A 17,374-nucleotide genomic window follows, 5' to 3' on the forward strand; every position below is an offset into this window, starting at 1 on the left:
GCGGCTCACGCCTCCTTCGTCACCCAGGCTTTGGCGAGATTGCCGCTGAGACCTTCGGCCCCCGTCGCGTAATCCTTGATGCGGACGCTGCCGACAACCGGCTGGATGGGAGAGACGAGATTGATGACGGGAAGATCTTTCGCGATAACGGCCTGAAATTCCTTGAAGAAGGCAGCGCGTTTTTCGATATCCGGCTCCACCGCCGCTGCTTCCAGTAGCCGGTCCACTTCGGGATTGGCGTAGTGGCTGGCATTGGAGAATGGCAGGCCGATCTTGAAATTCTTGCTCCAGTAGACACGTTGGACACCGGCTGTTGGATCGAAGGTATTGGAAAGGGATTCAACCGACAGGTCCCAGGCGCGGTCGGTATAGACTACCTTCACATAGGTGCCGAAATCGAATTTCTGGATATCCGCCTCAATGCCGATCTTCGACAGCGCCTGCGCGATGAAATCCGAATAGGTCTGCGGATTGAACGGGTTGGTGGTAACCCGGAGCTTGAAGCGCTTGCCGCCATCCTTGCGCGGGAAACCGGCCTCATCCAGCAGCTTTTCAGCCTGTGCGACATCGAACTTGGCGAAACCGATATCCGGATTGTGGAACTTCGCAAGGCCGGGGCTGATCGGCGTCGGCGATGGCACGGCGTAACCATAAAGCACGGTATCTATGAGCGCCGGAACATCGATGGCATGGGCAATGGCCTGCCTGACCTTCAATTCCTTGAGATATTCATTCTCAAGGTTGATCACCAGCTGGTTCTGCTGGCCGGCATAGGCATAGATGCGGTCATCCACCCTCAGTGTCGGGATGGATTTCAGCCGTTCCAGATCGGCAAGCGCGACCGGGTTGGGGCCGATGTCCCCTTCCCCGGTTTCCAGCGCCGCAGCGCGTGCGCCCGCATCGTTGATGAGGCGGATGATGACGCGGTCAAGATAAGGGCGCGGCGCGTCCCAGTAGTCCGCATTCTTCTCCAGAAGAATATGGCTGCCCGGCACCCATTCCTTCAGCACGAAGGGGCCACTGCCGATGATCTGGGCGGGTTTCGGATTATCGGTCGGCTTGAAGGTCTCGAAGATGTGCTTTGGCACAACGGGCGATTCCGAGGAGGCAAGCGCGGTGATCAGGCCCGGTGCGGGTTTGGAAAGCTTCACCTTCGCAACCAGCGGATCGGAGGTATCGACACTCTCGACATGCGAGAACGTCGCCCGGCCGCGCGGATGGGCTTCCTTCAGCCGCAGGATGGAAAACTCCACATCCGCCGATGTCACTGGTTTGCCGTCATGGAACTTCGCATTCGGCTGCAGATGGAAGACATATTCCAGCCCGTCGGCCGAAACGCTCCATTCCTTCGCAAGACTCGGCTGGGGCGATAGCTCGTAATCATAGGTCAGAAGCCCATCGTAAATCTTTGAGCCGATGAACTGCGGGCCACCCGCGCTGGTATTGATGGCCACGAGCTGGGTCGGTTCAGGGAAATACACGATCTTGAGTGTGCCACCCGAAACGGGCTCTTCGGCAGCGGCAAAAGAACCGCCCGGAAGCGCCACGAATGCGCCGGCGGCAAGTGCAATCTTATGAAACTGGCGTCTGGAAATGGTCATGTCTGTCTCCGAAAAATCCGATATGCGAGGGAGCGGCAACTCAATGCAGCTGCGGGAACCCGTGGCGCTCGGCGAGGGTTTGCAAAATGCGTTTGGTGTCCTGAATGAAGTGCGTGTCGCCCTTTGCAGCAGCGTCAGCGGGCGCCTCGCCGGCAAAGACGAATAGCGGCAGCGACTGGTTTTCCTCCCCCACGGCGGCGATGATCGCCTCTCGCGGACGCTGAAAACCGACCCGGCGGATATCGATCTGCGCCGCTAGGTCTGGAAAGGCGGCAAGCAGTCCCTCGATCTGGTTACAATGCGGGCAGACGAAGCGGACACCGGGGTGTTTCGGATCCTCAAATCCGGGGGCGATCAAAAAAAGTGTATCCTTGGCCATGGCATCCATCATTTGTGGGTGAGATTTCCTGCTCACAGTGCAGGCAGCCAAAGCGTGGGTCCAGAAAGCAATTCTTGCTTTGAAACGAAGAATTGCTTTGCGCTAAATTATTGATGAAATTGATTTTTCCGAAATTTTAACGCATGGCATCGCTGTTTCGCCCGATCTGTTTCGTGCGCAAAGTTTTTCCCTGAAACGGGCTTGCCGCGCGAAGGTGCAAACAGGATGGAGGGTGGGTTTCGACAATAAAAAACCCGGCAGAATTGCCGGGTTCTGGTGAGATGCTGTTGGCGTAAAACCTCTCCTTCGTCATGCTCGGGCCTGTCCCGAGCATCTGCGAGCTACCAGGTCAGGATGCCCTGGTAGATCCTCGGTACAAGACCGAGGATGACGTCGAATATGGAGGAAAGTTCGCCGCTACTCTCGCTGCACAGGACGCCGGGTTCGCCCTCACTCGCTCTTCCAGGCCGTCGACAAATCCCCATAGGCAATGTCGATGGTCGTGACGAGCGACTTCAGACTGGTATTGCGCAGAATGACGGTCGGCAAAGCGACGATGGAGAAATTCGGCAGGTCGTCACCAGTGATTTTCTGGATGTCGCGGAATTGCGCCGCTCGCTTCGTTTCATCCACCTCGATGGCGGCCGCACGGAAAAGATCATCCACCTTGGGGTTGTTGTAATGGGCAGCGTTGACATAGGGCGCGGGGTTCTTGATGCCATCGGACCAGTAGAGACGCTGCACGCCAGCCGTCGGATCGAACAACCGGCTGATGCCGTTTACCGTCAGGTCAAAACCGCGCTCGGTGTAAACGCGCTTGATGAAGGTGGCGAGATCGCCTTCGACGATATCCACCTTCACGCCGAGTTTGCCGAAGGAAGAGCGTAGATATTCTGCTGTTTTGCGGAAGACGTCAGATGGCAGGAAGGCGAGCCGTAGTGAAAAACGGGTGCCATCAGCGCCTTTCGGGTAACCGGCCTTGTCCAGCAACTCGTTCGCCTTGGCCAAGTCAAATGGGTAGGTGAAGGGCTGCTCGTCATTATAGGCGGTGAAAACCGCCGGAATGTTCGAACCGGCCGGTTTGGCCGTTCCGAAGAAGATCGCGTCGTTGGTGAAATCGCGGTCGATGGCGTGGGCCAGTGCGTGCCGGACTTCCTTTTTGGCGAGGATCGGGTTTTCCAGATTGAACTCGAAGATGGCGGCATTGTTGAGATAGGAGTCTGTATAGACCTCCACCGCGAGCTTCGGATTTTGCCGCAACCGCTCCAGATCGCTGTAGGAAACGTCAGCGGTATAATCCGCCTCGCCGGTTTCCACCGAGATAGTGGTGGAGGCGGCGTCCGCAACGAAGCGCGCCACGAAACCGTCGAGATAAGGCAGATCGGCCTGCCAGTAGTTCGGGTTCTTCTTCAGCTTCACATAGCTGCCGCGTTTCCATTCCTCGAATACGAAGGGGCCCGTGCCGATTGGCGCGTTGCCGTTCGGGCTTTCATTGTAGTTTTCCGAAGCATAGGCATGAGCCGGCAAAATCGGCGTTTCGCCGCCCGTCAGCGCCCGCAGGAGATAGGGCGCGGGCTTGGACAGCACCACCACGGCCGTCAGCGGATCGGGCGTTTCGATATCGGCAACATTGGCGAAGGTGATGCGTCCGCGTGGACCGACCTTCTTGAAGGCCAGCAGGGAGAATTTGACATCCTGCGACGTGAAATTCTTGCCGTCATGCCATTTGACGCCCTTGCGCAGCTTGAACGTGTGGCGCAGCCCGTCGGCGGAGGTCTCCCAGCTTTCGGCAAGAACCGGATGCGGTTTGAACTCGCTGTCGAAACGTACCAGCCCTTCGAGGATTTTCGTGGAAATGGCGCGGGTGCGCGTATTGGAATCAGAAAGCGGCACCAGCGTCGTCGGCTCACCAAGACCCGCAAGCGTGACGATTCCGCCCTTTCTCGGCGTTTCCGCCGCCAGCGTGGGCAAGGACGGCAACAGCATGGCCCCGGCAAGAGCGGCACTCAAAAGCAATGTCCTACGTCTCGTAATATCCATGGATGTTTCCTTTTGCGAAATTGTTTTTAAATTTTCAGACAGCCTTCAGCCGGGTTTCCACCAGCCGGGCAAACAGGGTGGCGCCGACTGGAAGAATGGCGTCATCAACGATGAAACCGGGATTGTGAGCGGGCACGGTGCCGGAATGGCCAAGGGTGAAAAATGCACCGGGTGCATGTTTCAGGAGATCGGCGAAATCCTCACTGCCCATGAAGCGGCCGGGCTCGGTGGAAACGCGCTCGTCTCCAAGAACCTCGCGCGCCACGCCGGCGACGATCTCCACAGATGCATCGTCATTGGTGAGAACCGAGAATATGTCGCGAATATCCACCTCGGCGGTGAGGCCATGGGCGGCGGCAATGTGATCGGAAATCGTGTGGATGCGCTGCCGGATGGTTTCACGCACGCTGTCGGAGAAAGCACGCACTGTTCCGGCAATCGAGGCCGTTTCGGGAATGACGTTATAGGCCGATCCCGCCTCGATGCGGGTGATCGACAGGACGGCAGGATCGGTCGGCGACACGTTGCGGCTGACGATCGTCTGCAGGGCCTGAATGAGTTCGCCCGTTGCCGGCACCGGGTCACGCGAAACATCGGGGTGGGCGGCGTGGGCGCCTCTGCCCTTTAGCCGGATATCGAAGAAATCCGCACCTGCCAGAATGGTGCCGGGCGAAACCTTGAGATGATTGGGCGCAGCATGGGTGGAATTATGCAACCCGTAGATCTCATCAACGGGGAAATCCTTGAAAAGCCCATCGGCAATCATGGCGCGCGCGCCGCCCAGACCTTCCTCGGCCGGCTGGAAAATGAACACCACCGTGCCGGCGAAATCGCGGGTTTCCGCCAGATAACGGGCGGCGCCGAGCAGGATGGTGGTGTGCACATCATGCCCGCAGCCGTGGAACCTGCCGGGATAGACCGATGCATAGGGCAGCCCGGTTTCCTCCGGCATTGGCAAGGCATCCATATCCGCCCGCAGCCCGATGGAGCGATTGCCCGCATGGCGGCCGCGCAGCACGCCGACCACGCCGGTCTTGCCATAACCGCGATGCACCTCAATACCCCAGGAAGCGAGTTTTTCAGCCACGATGCCTGACGTGCGCACCTCCTCGAATCCGATTTCCGGATGCCGGTGCAGATCGTGACGGATGGAGACGAGTTCGGGAACATAGGCCCCGATCCGGTCCAGAATTTTCGGTGCGGATGTTTTGACGGGATCGACGGCGATATTCACGGTATCTCCTCAGGGCAAAAAATATCGTTTTCGCAATCGGGCGATTGCGAAGGGGTAGCTTCGGAACTGGAAAATCGGGGCTGGAAAGAGGTCAGAGCCTCAGGCCAGCCTCCTTCATCAAGGGCAGAATGCGCTCGGCGAAGTAATCTAGGTCTTCGCGGAAATCATAGAAATTCAGCTGCACACCATCAATGCCGGCTTTTTTCAAGCCGATCAACTGCTCGACCACCTGTTCCGGTGAACCGATGATTTCAATATTGCCACCGAGATTGCGCCCCTGCTTGTGGCGTGCATCGCCACGGCCGCGCCAGGCATGGGCGTCGCTGTCGTAATTATTGGTGGCGAAGGCGCGGGTGCCGGCCTGCGGTTTTCCCGCCGCGATGGCATCGGCATAGGCGATCGCCTCCTTTTCCGTATCGCGGCTGACGATAATCGGATTGATGAGCGTCTTCACCCGCCGGCCATGGGCTTTGGCACGGTTCTTAATCGTGGCGACATGATCGGGAAGCGTTTCCAGCGCGCTGTCTATATGCGCGCCGCCGGGCGAAGTGACGAAAACCAGATCGGAATGGCGCGCCGCGAAATCGATACCGGCAGGCGAACCAGTCGCCGTCACCAGTGGCGGGCGGCCAAAGGCGGGTTTCGGCGTGATCCAGCCATTGTTGATGGCCCAGGGATTGAGCTTGCCTTCATAGGAGAAGTTCTCGGTTTCGCCCCATAGCCGGTGAAGCACATCGAACAACTCACCCGCCATATCGTAACGCTTGTCATGGTCGATCCGCTGCCAGCCGAACATTTCATGCTCGATGGCGCGGTGGCCGGTGACGATATTGATGCCCCAGCGCCCCTTGGCGATATGATCCAGCGTCGCGCCATATTTGGCGAGATGCAGCGGATGCAGAGGCCCGTAAAGCACATGGATGGTGGAGATCAGCAGAATGTTCTTCGTCACCGCCGCCATGGCGCCGAGCGCGATGAAACTGTCGAGCGAGGATTCGCCGTCATAACCGCCCTTGGGCAGCCATTGCGTGCGGCTGAAGGCGATTTCGAAACCAAGCTCTTCCGCGCGCTTCACCAGTTCGACGTTATAATCGAAAGTCCAGCTATTGCTGGTCGGTAGGCTGGAGAAATTGATGTCCTGCAGATTGAGGAACAGGCCCAGCATCAGCGGCTGTTTTACCGCCCGGCTGAGCGGGCTGTCGTCAAAATCGGCAGGACTTTTCAGTTCAAGACCTTTCAGCTCCGAACCATCGGGCAAAGGAACACTCAGCGCCATGTCTTTTCTCCCTCGGAATGATCACCCTGCGGGGTAGCCGAAGCCAGCCGGGCGCGCAGATACCCCTCCACACTGCGGGGCTGATGACCGGTGATCTGGCAGATGGTATCGCTGACGGATGCCGCCAGACCTTCGCGGATGAGCTGCCCGAATTCGCCGATCGCTTTCTGTTCGAACACGCCGATATCCGGTGGAAAGGCCAGCACGGCATTATGCGAAACACCAATCGGAATGATCACCCTGCGGGGTAGCCGAAGCCAGCCGGGCGCGCAGATACCCCTCCACACTGCGGGGCTGATGACCGGTGATCTGGCAGATGGTATCGCTGACGGATGCCGCCAGACCTTCGCGGATGAGCTGCCCGAATTCGCCGATCGCTTTCTGTTCGAACACGCCGATATCCGGTGGAAAGGCCAGCACGGCATTATGCGAAACACCAACCGGCCGATGCAGGATACGGGCCGCGATGCGGGCGATCTCCAGCCCCGTCAACGCTTCGCCGCCGGTCAGCACCAAGGGGCCGGCAAGCGGCGCGTCGGCAGTCAATGCATGAACCGCCACATCGGCGATATCGTCGGCATCGATGAAGGAGACGGCCGCATTGCCGAACCGGGCGGGCACATCCTCTCCCTTGCGCAGCGCGGCGACAACGGGTTCCAGCGCCACCTGCATCCATGCATTCGGCCGCAGCACCGTATGCGCTACGCCGGTTCTGGCGAGATAAGCTTCCACCTCAGCATGGGCCGCACCCGAGATGGAGCTGGCGGCATTTTCAATGGTCCAGTCGGAGCCGGATATTTTCACGATCCGCGAAACCCCGGCGGTGAGAGCCGCATCGATGACCGCATTCTGATCAACCGTCAGCGTTTCACCGATGGGGGAAAGCACAAATATGGCGCTTATGCCGCGCGCAGCCTCCTTCAGACTAGCCGGATCGGAAAAATTCCCCTCCGCAATATCGACCCTGTCGCCCCACAGTTTCAGTGCATCCTCACGTCTGCGGCTCAGCACGCGAACTCTAGCCTGTCGTTGCAAAAGACGGCCGACAACACGCTGGCCGAGCTTGCCGGTTGCACCCGTTACAAGAATGGTGGCTGCCATGATGCCCTCACTTTCCCGCACTGTGTTGCGCGGCCGCTTGCAGTGAAGAAAGGGCGCGTGGATCGGCCCAGTCCCGCACATCGAAATCGTCAGGGATGAATTTCCATTCCAGCAGGAAATCCTTGAAGTGGCTCAGTGCGTCCAGCTCGGCCGGATCGAGATCGAGCCGCAAATTGCGATGCACGTCCGCGCCATTGGCAGCCAGCACCGCCTCTTCGCTGACGCCGATCTCGCGGGCGATGAACCGCACGGCTTCTGCCGGATTGTCATTTGCCCACTGGGCAACCCGCTGAATGGTGGCCACCAGTTCCGCCACCAGATCCGGCCGCTCATCGGCAAAGGTAGCGTCCACCGTCAAGGGACGCGGCGTGCCATTGTTGATGCGAATTTTCGGATCGGGATGAAACCCGGTCGATACGACGACCTGCGCGCCAATGAGATTGGCGACGGTGATACCTTCGGCACCCTTGACGAAAAACGCATCGATCTGGCCGCGGTGCAGTGCTGCAATTTCCTCGCCATAGGGAAGTCGCCGGCGCAGGCCATGGAACCGCTCATCCGTTGGACCAAGCAGCACGGGCTCCCGGGCAGTCAAATCGACAAGTTCGACATCCGCAACGGTGAGATCGGAAACGGTGAGTGCCGACACGATGCCCTTCAGCGATGTGGCGCGCTGGAAATCGATGGTTTCATTCGGACGTTTCGGCAGGCCGATGCGCCGCCCCTTCAAATCACGACCCTTGGCTATTCCGCTTGCGGGTAGCGCTATGACCGCCTGAAACTCATCGGTTCTCGTCAGTCCCACCAGCCGCGTCTGCCGGCCACCCGCCTTCGCCCAGATTGGCGGGATGTTACCGCCCTGGCGGAAGGACCAGTCCAGCCGATGATCGAAATGGCTTTGCCTGATAGCCGGATCAGCCGCATCCCTAATGGAGGAAACGGAGATGCCATGACCGGCAAAACGCTCCTCTATCCAGCCAAGCTGTACCGCGATGGAAAGCGGCGTGGGTGCCGGGCACCGGGTGTACCAGAGCGTTACGGGTTGGGTTGCTTGACGAAGGGCGGCATCAGCCATGGCAGTCGTCCTCGAAATTGCGATCTGGACAGCACGCTACACGCCGTTGAATATTTTCTATAGATAAAGTGTACTATTTAAGAGGCGATTGAAGAAATTCGTTTCCATAACACCAGCCCGTCACATGGCGAACGAAATATCGTTTCGAAAATGGCGTTATTTTCGAACGCGGCTTCCGATTGCATCCATTCACAACCGGGCGCTTACCTGGGAACAGGAAAAGCCATGCTCGAAAGTTTTTCTTCTCCGAGCAGCAAGGATTTTTAACTCGCGACCGCAATCGCGGCTGTTACGCTTTCAGACAAATGTGCCGGCTACAGGCTGGAATCCCCACACAGACGGAAAAGTAAAAGCATGAGCAAGACCGAACGCCGGCTCAATCTCAATGTCGGCATCAACACAACGGGATATCTTCCCAATGCCTGGAAATACAGAAGCGGAGACCGGCACGATATCAATGATATCGGCTATTATCGGCGGCTGACGGAACTGGCCCACAAAGGCCGGTTCGACGCCGTTTTCCTCTCCGATCACCCGGCATTGCTGACCGACCCGGCAAGTCGCCCATTTCACACCATCGATCCCCTCATCCTCTCCACATCGCTCGCCGCGCAGGTGCCGGATATCGGTTTCGTGGCAACCATATCCTCCACCTATAATTCACCCTATAATTTTGCGAGACGGACGCAGTCTATCGACGTCGTCACGGATGGCCGGTTGATCGTCAATATCGTCTCGTCCTTCAATCCCAATGTCGCTGCCAATTTCGGCAACGATCCGCTGCCGCCACGCAGCGAGCGTTATGCCAAGGCCACCGAATTTCTTGATGTCGCGAAAAAGCTCTGGTCTAGCTGGGATCCGCGCCGCGAAGGTGAGGTGCCGGAAGACCGCTTCTGGGATGCGGCAACGGCTGCAACCATCGATCACGAGGGGCAATATTTCCATGTAAAAGGCCCACTCAACGTTCCACGTGGTCCGCAGGGACATCCCGTCATCGCGCAGGCCGGCGCTTCCGAAGGTGGCATCGATCTGGCGGCTCGCCATGGCGAGATCATCTATTGCAACATCCTGTCACGCCCGGCGGGTCAGGCCTTCGGCAAAAAGGTGCGTGACCGCGCCGTCTCTTTCGGCCGCGATCCCGCAAGCATCCGCATCGTTCCCGGCCTCGTCGTCATTCTCGGCGAGACCCGTGAGGAAGCGCTGCGCAAACATGAACTCTTCAGCGGGACCGGCTCGGAAGACGGGCTTCTGGCGCGTTTCGCCAAGGAAAACGGCATTGATCCGCGCGATTTCAACCCGGATATAAAACTCGACGGCGAGCGCTTCATTCCCGACCAGAACCGGCAATGGGCTGTTGGCATGGGGCTTGGCCTGTCCGAGCTGCTGACCCATGAAAAGCTCACCGCCCGTGAGGCCGTGCGCCGCTCCGAGGGGCACCACCGGCTGCTGCTTGGCACACCGGAAGAGGTGGCGGATGGCATCATCGACCTATGGCAGGATGGCACTGTGGATGGCTACACCCTGCAGCCACCGCGCGCGCCCGATGATATTGCCGAATTTGTCGAAAAGGTCGTGCCGGTGCTGCAAGACCGCGGCGTTTATCCGCGTGAATATGACGGTGCGACGATCCGCGACCGCTATGGCCTGCCTTATCCCGATTGAACCAAGGATGTGGCGCGGGTAAAGCGCCACACCTCCATCGCCCCCCTTTGCGCCGTACATGGCAATGGGGGGCAAGGGCATATTATTGGCCAGCCGCCATTTTCAAAACTGGCCGCCCGCCGGAAAGCTGCGGCACGGCAGACGCGAAATCCGTGACGATCTGGCGATAATCTTCCGGCTGAAACTCATAGGGCAACTCCAGGCGGAATTCAGAGACATGCGGCAGCACGGGATCACGCGACAGCTTCTCCAGAATCTCCTCAGTCGTGCCAACGATGTCGGGCAGGAAAAGCGTGCGGCGCGCGCCATGCGGCGCATGTGTGCGCTTGTCACGCTCAGCGGCGAATTCCGCATAACGGCGGCGTGTCGCGGGACTTGCACTATCGGTCGGCAGGATCACCCGCCCAAGCGCGACACGCGGCTGGCGCTCATGCGCCCATTCCTGCCGGAAGCGGGCAACGAGAGCCGCCTGCGCGGTCAAAAAATCATCGGTATTTTCGCCACTGACGATATTGCCGGTCAGAAGATTGAACCCTGCTTTGCCGGCCCATCGGGCGGAATTCTGCGATCCGCCGCCGTACCACAGCCGGTCGGTCAAACCCTTTGCTAACGGACGAAGGCGCGGCACCTGCGCGCCGGCCGCATTTCCAGCCTCCGTGTCACTGGATAAAGGTTCCGATCTCAACGCCTTCGCCAGCTTTTCCGCCCGGGCGTGACTGTAATCCGCATCGGCAGCGTTATCGACATAATCCGAAATAAGATGCGCGAAGGGCGGCGCGCCCACCGAAACGCCAACATTCAACCGCCCGTGTGACAGGACATCAACCGTGGCGAGATCTTCGGCCAGCCTGAAAGGATTTTCATAACCCAGCTGAATGACGGCTGTGCCCAGCCCGATCCGCTTCGTGCGCTGCGATGCAGCGGCGAGAAAGGTGGCTGCCGAGGAAACGCCCCGTTCCAGATGGCGCTGACGCACCCAGGCGCTGTGATAACCCAGCGCCTCTCCGGCTTCGAAAAGCTGCAGGGTTTCTTCCAGCCCCTTTGCGGGGTCATCATCGTGATAATTGCCGGGAACCAGAAAAGCGAAATGGGAAATACGGGAGAGAGGCATAGTGCACGTCCGGGAATGGTTGTTGACGGAAGATGGGCTGAGGCGACGCGGCTGCGGCAGTTCTTCCGTGCCGCGCATACTCCAGCAGAATGCCTGATGAGGGGCGCGGCTTGCACGGCATGGTCTTTTATAGTGCCGGTCATTGTTGAAAGATCGTTGCGCGATTCAATAGTCTACTAAAATTATAGGTTATTCGCGACAATCCTGCCGCGTCCAGCTCTCCACTTCCCGCGCTCCTTCCGCCGTTTCTGCCAGCCACAAAGCCGGTCTGGCCCCCGACGCCAGATACGGGCCAGCCGACAAAAAACTTGATTTCCGCCTCAAACATGTAATACAGATTATCATACATGTTGACAAATAACGCAGACATGTATGACATTGCAGCAATCATGAACGCTGCGATACCTGCACGAGGGAGGAATTATGATCATCACCGACGTCGAGGTCCGTGTTTTCCGCACGACGACCCGTCGGCACTCGGACAGTGCCGGTCACGCGCATCCGGGTCCGGCGCATCAGGTGGAACAGGCCATGCTGACCATCCGCACGGAAGATGGGCAGGAAGGCCACTCTTTTACGGCGCCGGAGATCGTTCGCCCGCATGTCATCGAAAAATTCGTCAAGAAAGTCCTGATCGGTGAGGACCATCGCGACCGGGAGCGGCTGTGGCAGGACCTTGCCCACTGGCAGCGCGGATCGGCCGCGCAGCTGACCGACCGCACGCTGGCGGTGGTGGATTGCGCCCTGTGGGACCTTGCCGGCCGCTCGCTCAATCAACCTGTATACAAGTTGATTGGCGGTTATCGCGACAAGGTGCTGGCCTATGGCTCCATCATGTGCGGTGACGAGCTGGAAGGCGGGCTGGCGACGCCGGAAGATTACGGTCGTTTTGCCGAAACGCTGGTGAAGCGCGGATACAAGGGCATCAAGCTGCACACCTGGATGCCGCCCGTCAGCTGGGCGCCGGATGTGAAGATGGACCTCAAGGCCTGCGCCGCCGTGCGCGAGGCGGTTGGACCCGATATTCGCCTGATGATCGACGCTTTCCACTGGTATTCCCGCACCGATGCGCTGGCGCTTGGGCGTGGCCTCGAAAAACTCGGCTTCGACTGGATCGAGGAGCCGATGGATGAACAGTCGCTATCCTCCTACAAGTGGCTTTCCGACAATCTCGATATACCGGTCGTCGGCCCGGAAAGCGCTGCCGGCAAGCATTGGCATCGTGCCGAATGGATCAAGGCCGGCGCCTGCGATATTCTGCGCACCGGCGTCAATGATGTCGGCGGCATCACCCCGGCGCTGAAGACCATGCATCTGGCCGAAGCCTTCGGCATGGAATGCGAGGTGCATGGCAACACGGCCATGAACCTGCATGTGGTCGCCGCCACCAAGAATTGCCGCTGGTATGAGCGCGGCCTGTTGCACCCCTTCCTCGAATATGATGACGGCCACGATTATCTGAAGTCACTGTCCGACCCGATGGATGGCGACGGCTTCGTGCATGTCCCCGATCGGCCGGGCCTTGGCGAGGACATCGATTTTACCTTCATCGACAACAACCGGGTGAGGTAACAGGTAATGAAAACGGTGCTCGCCTTCGGAGACAGCCTCACCTGGGGCGCGGACCCGGCCACGGGCCTCAGACACCCCGTTGAAAACCGCTGGCCGGAGGTGCTGGAGGCCGCGCTTTCCGGAAAGGTGAAGGTTCACCCGGAAGGGCTTGGCGGGCGCACCACCTGTTATGACGACCATGCCGGCCCCGCCTGCCGCAACGGCGCGCGGGCGCTGGAAGTTGCGCTTTCATGCCACATGCCGCTTGATCTCGTCATCATCATGCTCGGCACCAATGACATCAAGCCGGTGCATGGCGGGCGGGCGGAAGCCGCCGTTTCCGGCATGCGACGGCTGGCGCAGATCGTCGAAACCTTCATCTACAAACCGCGCGAGGCCGTACCGAAACTGCTGATCGTCGCCCCGCCACCCTGCGTCGCAGGCCCGGGCGGAGAACCGGCGGGCGGGCGCGATATCGGGCAATCGCTCAGGCTTGCGCCGCTTTACCGTAAACTCGCCGCCGAACTCGGACATGCATTCTTCGATGCCGGATCGGTTGCCAGCGCCTCGCCGGTGGATGGCGTGCATCTGGAAGCACCGGCAACAGCCGCAATCGGCCGGGCGCTCGTCGCACCCGTCAGAGAAATTCTTGGCTGATCCTGCGACGCCCGAGGAGGAACCGGGCGTGTGGATCAAAACGTGGAAAGGCCGTATGAATCGGCCGTATTGGGAGGAAAGATGAAACATTTTCTTGCAACCGCAGCACTTGGCGCATTGCTGATCGGCGCCATGCCGCTCAGCGCCTTTGCCGAAACGCCGAAGGACCAGCTCATCGTCGCCACGACCATGAGCAATATCCTGACCCTCGATCCCGCCGCCATTACCGGCCGCGAAACGGTGCAGGTCTTGAACAACGTCTATGACACGTTGGTCGTGCTTTCTCCTAAGGATCGCAGTGTTCAGCCCCGCCTTGCCGAACGCTGGGAAATTGCCGAAGACCGGAAATCGATCCGCTTCCACCTGCGCGGCGATGCCAAATTCGCGTCCGGCAATGCGGTGACGGCAAAGGACGTGGCCTGGAGCCTGAAGCGGCTGCTCGCCCGCAACCTGGCGCAATCATCCTTCCTGAAAACCCGCGGTTTCAAGCTCGAGGAAGCCGACAAGCTCTTCGTCGCCGAAAACGACCAGACCTTCGTGCTGAATATCCCGAAGCCCGACGACCCCAACCTTCTGCTGATGATCCTTGCACAGAACGGCCCCGGCTCGATCATCGACAGCAAGACGGCGCTTGAGAATGAAAAGGACGGCGATCTGGGCGGCGCATGGCTGACGCTGAATTCCGCCGGCTCCGGCCCCTTCAAGCTGACCCAGTGGAAATCCAACGAATATATCATCCTCACCCGCAATGACGATTATTGGGGCGAAAAGGCCAAGATGAAGCGCATCCTGATGCGTCATCTGCCGGAATCGCAATCGCAACGGCTGATGCTGGAAAAAGGCGATATCGACGTTGCCTATTCCCTGCAGGCCCCGGACCTGAAATCGCTTGAGGCCGACAAGACCGTCACCATCGAATCCACACCCGGCTCCGGTTTTTATTACCTCAGCGTTTCGATGAAGGATGAGAAATTCGCCAACAAGAAGGTGCGCGAGGCCCTGCGTTACCTGATCGATTACGACGGTCTCGACAAGGCGGTCATGCCCTATTACGGCAAGCTGCATCAGCGCTCGCTCAGCACCGGCGTCATGGGCGCGCTGCCGGACCAGGGCTACAAGCTCGACATCGCAAAAGCCAAGGCGCTTCTGGCCGAAGCCGGTTACCCCAACGGTTTCAAGACGACGCTTCGCGTGCTTTCCGAAGACCCCTTCATGAAGGCGGCAACGGCGATCCAGAACACGCTGGCCCAGGCCGGCATTCAGGCCGAGTTGATCAGCGGCTCCGGCGACCAGATCTACGGCGCGATGCGCGAGCGGAATTTCGAACTGCTGCTCGGCCGCGGCGGTGGCGGCCAGCAGCCACATCCCGACAACAATCTGCGCTCCATCGCGTATAATCCGAACAATGCCGACGACGCCAAGCTCACCAATTATCAGAGCTGGCGCACCAGCTTCTTCGATGAGAAGCTGAACAAGATGATCGAGACAGCGCTGGTCGAGCGTGACGTGGCGAAGCAGACGAAGCTTTATCAGGACCTGCAGGGCTATATGGACGAGATCGTCATGTCCATTCAGCCCTTCTCGGAAGTCATCGACACCGCCGCCTTCCGCAGTGACGTCAAGGGCATGATCGTCAGCCCCTGGCTTTCGCGGTTTGAAGAGGTGAGCAAGGAGCGGTAATTCGCCGACACAGCGGTTACTCAGGAAAAGGCGCGGCTTACCCCGCGCCTTTTTTGTTGGCGGCAAGACTGCACAGAGCGGCTCCGACTGGCGAAAACATATCGCTTCCGTCATTCCGGCCTTGAGCCGGAATCCAGCCGACGTGCGTCTGCACGGCGGAAAGAGGCCTTTCAGCCCAAGGACTTGGGCTGGCTGGATACCGGCTCAAGGCCGGTATGACGGTTGGAGGGAGCCCAGCAAAACATCGCCCGTTCCTGCTTCATCATTACGTCAATACCCGATGGTGCAGTTGCCGGCCTGCTCCTCTCAAGCCATCCCCAAAAAAATGCCCGGCAGGGAGGCCGGGCAAGGAAGGAGGATGTTATTATCGTGATGCCCCGGAGGAGGACGGTCACGTTCTTGGAGCCGTCACGCGCCTTCATATTCCAGCGAGGCGCCGATCAGCTCGCGCGCATAGGGATGCGTCGCACCATTGCCGGCGATAGCCTCGCGCGGCAGGATTTCGGTAATTTCGCCGCGCAGCATCACCGCAAAGCGGTCGCACATATGATCGACCACGGCGAGATCGTGGGTCACCATGATATAGGTGAAGCCGCGCTCTTCCCGCAGGCGCTGGAGGAGGTTGAGGATTTCCGCCTGCACCGAGACATCGAGCGCAGACGTCGGCTCATCAAGCAGGAGCAGCGACGGTTCGAGGATCAGCGCCCGGGCAATCGCCACGCGCTGCCGCTGGCCGCCGGAAAGCTGGTGCGGAAATCGGTCGAGAAAGGAGACGGGCAGACCGACATCGGTGATGACCTTGCGCATGCGCTCTTCACGGTCACCGAGCTTGTGGATCGCAAGCGATTCCGAAAGCACGGTGCGCACCGACTGGCGGGGATGCAGCGAACCATAGGGATCCTGAAACACCATCTGCAGGGTGCGGCATCGTTCGATCAGCGGCATGTCACGCACCGACCGGCCATTGATGAGGATTTCCCCGCTCCAGAAATCATTCAGCATCGACACGCAGCGCAGCACGGTGGACTTGCCCGAACCGCTTTCGCCGACCAGCCCGAAACATTCGCCCGGCTCGACACGGAAGGATACCGAAGGCAGCACTTTCAGTGCCGTATGGCCGCTGCCGAAGGTGATGGAGAGATCGCGGGTTTCAACGGAAACGGCCATTATACGTTCTCCTCCAGCCATTCGGGACGGCGATCCAGCACCGCGAGGGGTGAGCGCGAGCCGCCGATACGCGGCTGCGCCGCCAACAGGCCGCGCGTATAGGGATGTTGCGCCTGATCGAGATCGCGCGCGGCAAGCGTTTCCACCACGCGGCCGGCATACATGATGAGAACCCGGTCGCAGAAATTGCGCACGAGATTGAGGTCATGGCTGATCATGATCAGGCCAATGCCGCGATCCCGCACCAGACCGTCGAGAATATTCAGCACCTGCAACCGCACCGTCACGTCAAGCGCTGAGGTCGGCTCGTCGGCAATGACGAGATCGGGATCGGCAAGCAGCATCATGGCGATCATGACGCGCTGGCCCATGCCGCCTGAGATCTCGTGCGGATATTGCTCATAGACACGGGCGGCATCGCGGATTTTCACCGCATCGAGCATGGCCAGCGCCTTTTCCCGAGCCTCTGACTTCGACGCCTTGAAGTGGCGAAGATAGGTTTCCGTCACCTGTTCGCCGACCCGGCGGATGGGGTTAAGGGAGAATTTCGGATCCTGAAGGATCATCGACATGCGTCGCCCACGAACCTTCAGCATCTCTTTTTCACTCAGCGCGAGAAGATCGAGACCCTCGAAATCCAGCCTGTCGGCGGTGATCGTCGCTGATGGCAGGAGGCGCAGAAGGGCACGGCCAACGGTGGATTTGCCCGAGCCGCTTTCGCCGACGATGCCCAGCCGCTCCCGGCCAAGGGTGAAGGAGATGCCGCGCACCGCCTCGGTGGGCGAGCCGCCGTAACGAATGCGGAGATTTTCGACGTCAAGGATTGGTTTTTCCATGGTC

At 59.5% G+C, this 17,374-nt stretch carries 15 protein-coding genes; 4 read left to right on the top strand and 11 right to left on the bottom strand.

All coding sequences use genetic code 11. The features are described 5' to 3' along the window. Positions 1 to 5 precede the first annotated feature (5 nt). From CFBP6623_RS17550 to CFBP6623_RS17585, 8 genes are all read right to left on the bottom strand, one after another. Positions 6 to 1,601 (bottom strand): ABC transporter substrate-binding protein, encoded by a 1,596-nt coding sequence (locus CFBP6623_RS17550; protein WP_046801461.1) that lies wholly within the window; start codon positions 1,599 to 1,601, stop codon positions 6 to 8. A 40-nt stretch (positions 1,602 to 1,641) separates the two neighbouring features. Next, positions 1,642 to 1,992, bottom strand: coding sequence for a DUF3088 domain-containing protein (locus CFBP6623_RS17555; protein WP_046801462.1), 351 nt, complete (start codon positions 1,990 to 1,992; stop codon positions 1,642 to 1,644). 438 nt (positions 1,993 to 2,430) lie between these two features. Next, positions 2,431 to 4,020, bottom strand: coding sequence for an ABC transporter substrate-binding protein (locus CFBP6623_RS17560; RefSeq protein WP_046801463.1), 1,590 nt, complete (start codon positions 4,018 to 4,020; stop codon positions 2,431 to 2,433). A 34-nt stretch (positions 4,021 to 4,054) separates the two neighbouring features. Next, positions 4,055 to 5,254 (bottom strand): M20 aminoacylase family protein, encoded by a 1,200-nt coding sequence (locus CFBP6623_RS17565; RefSeq protein WP_046801464.1) that lies wholly within the window; start codon positions 5,252 to 5,254, stop codon positions 4,055 to 4,057. 91 nt (positions 5,255 to 5,345) lie between these two features. Beyond that, positions 5,346 to 6,530: an LLM class flavin-dependent oxidoreductase gene (locus CFBP6623_RS17570; protein ID WP_046801465.1), complete on the bottom strand. Its 1,185-nt coding sequence runs from the start codon at positions 6,528 to 6,530 to the stop codon at positions 5,346 to 5,348. Next, positions 6,521 to 6,709, bottom strand: a complete 189-nt coding sequence (locus CFBP6623_RS17575) for a hypothetical protein (RefSeq protein ID WP_210238631.1) — start codon at positions 6,707 to 6,709, stop codon at positions 6,521 to 6,523. Before CFBP6623_RS17575 ends, CFBP6623_RS17570 begins: the two co-directional genes overlap by 10 nt. Positions 6,710 to 6,740: 31 nt before the next feature. Further along, positions 6,741 to 7,631: an NmrA family NAD(P)-binding protein gene (locus tag CFBP6623_RS17580; RefSeq protein ID WP_137002560.1), complete on the bottom strand. Its 891-nt coding sequence runs from the start codon at positions 7,629 to 7,631 to the stop codon at positions 6,741 to 6,743. Between the two features lie 7 nt (positions 7,632 to 7,638). Continuing rightward, positions 7,639 to 8,706: an ABC transporter substrate-binding protein gene (locus tag CFBP6623_RS17585; RefSeq protein WP_046801466.1), complete on the bottom strand. Its 1,068-nt coding sequence runs from the start codon at positions 8,704 to 8,706 to the stop codon at positions 7,639 to 7,641. Between the two features lie 354 nt (positions 8,707 to 9,060). Between CFBP6623_RS17585 and CFBP6623_RS17590 the strand changes: the two genes are divergently transcribed. Next, entirely contained in the window at positions 9,061 to 10,368 is a 1,308-nt protein-coding gene (locus tag CFBP6623_RS17590; RefSeq protein WP_046801467.1) for an NtaA/DmoA family FMN-dependent monooxygenase, read from the top strand. A gap of 82 nt (positions 10,369 to 10,450) precedes the next feature. Here the strand turns inward: CFBP6623_RS17590 and CFBP6623_RS17595 are convergent, their stop codons facing one another. Further along, positions 10,451 to 11,479 carry an LLM class flavin-dependent oxidoreductase gene (locus tag CFBP6623_RS17595; RefSeq protein ID WP_046801488.1) on the bottom strand — a complete coding sequence of 343 codons (1,029 nt, stop codon included), beginning with the start codon at positions 11,477 to 11,479 and terminating at the stop codon, positions 10,451 to 10,453. A gap of 423 nt (positions 11,480 to 11,902) precedes the next feature. Here CFBP6623_RS17595 and CFBP6623_RS17600 point away from each other — a divergent pair, with 423 nt between their 5' ends. The 3 genes from CFBP6623_RS17600 (at position 11,903) to CFBP6623_RS17610 (ending at position 15,367) form a co-directional block, all read left to right on the top strand. After that, complete coding sequence (locus tag CFBP6623_RS17600; RefSeq protein WP_046801469.1) at positions 11,903 to 13,051, top strand: mandelate racemase family protein; 1,149 nt, start codon at positions 11,903 to 11,905, stop codon at positions 13,049 to 13,051. Between the two features lie 6 nt (positions 13,052 to 13,057). Next, positions 13,058 to 13,687: an SGNH/GDSL hydrolase family protein gene (locus CFBP6623_RS17605; RefSeq protein WP_046801470.1), complete on the top strand. Its 630-nt coding sequence runs from the start codon at positions 13,058 to 13,060 to the stop codon at positions 13,685 to 13,687. 81 nt (positions 13,688 to 13,768) lie between these two features. Further along, positions 13,769 to 15,367 carry an ABC transporter substrate-binding protein gene (locus tag CFBP6623_RS17610; protein WP_046801471.1) on the top strand — a complete coding sequence of 533 codons (1,599 nt, stop codon included), beginning with the start codon at positions 13,769 to 13,771 and terminating at the stop codon, positions 15,365 to 15,367. Positions 15,368 to 15,775: 408 nt separating this feature from the next. Here CFBP6623_RS17610 and CFBP6623_RS17615 read toward each other — a convergent pair whose 3' ends face one another. Beyond that, positions 15,776 to 16,534, bottom strand: a complete 759-nt coding sequence (locus CFBP6623_RS17615) for an ABC transporter ATP-binding protein (RefSeq protein ID WP_046801472.1) — start codon at positions 16,532 to 16,534, stop codon at positions 15,776 to 15,778. Continuing rightward, complete coding sequence (locus CFBP6623_RS17620; protein ID WP_046801473.1) at positions 16,534 to 17,370, bottom strand: ABC transporter ATP-binding protein; 837 nt, start codon at positions 17,368 to 17,370, stop codon at positions 16,534 to 16,536. Before CFBP6623_RS17620 ends, CFBP6623_RS17615 begins: the two co-directional genes overlap by 1 nt. Positions 17,371 to 17,374: the final 4 nt, after the last annotated feature.

The sequence above is a fragment of the Agrobacterium tumefaciens genome (genome assembly GCF_005221385.1).
Classification (GTDB): domain Bacteria; phylum Pseudomonadota; class Alphaproteobacteria; order Rhizobiales; family Rhizobiaceae; genus Agrobacterium; species Agrobacterium tomkonis.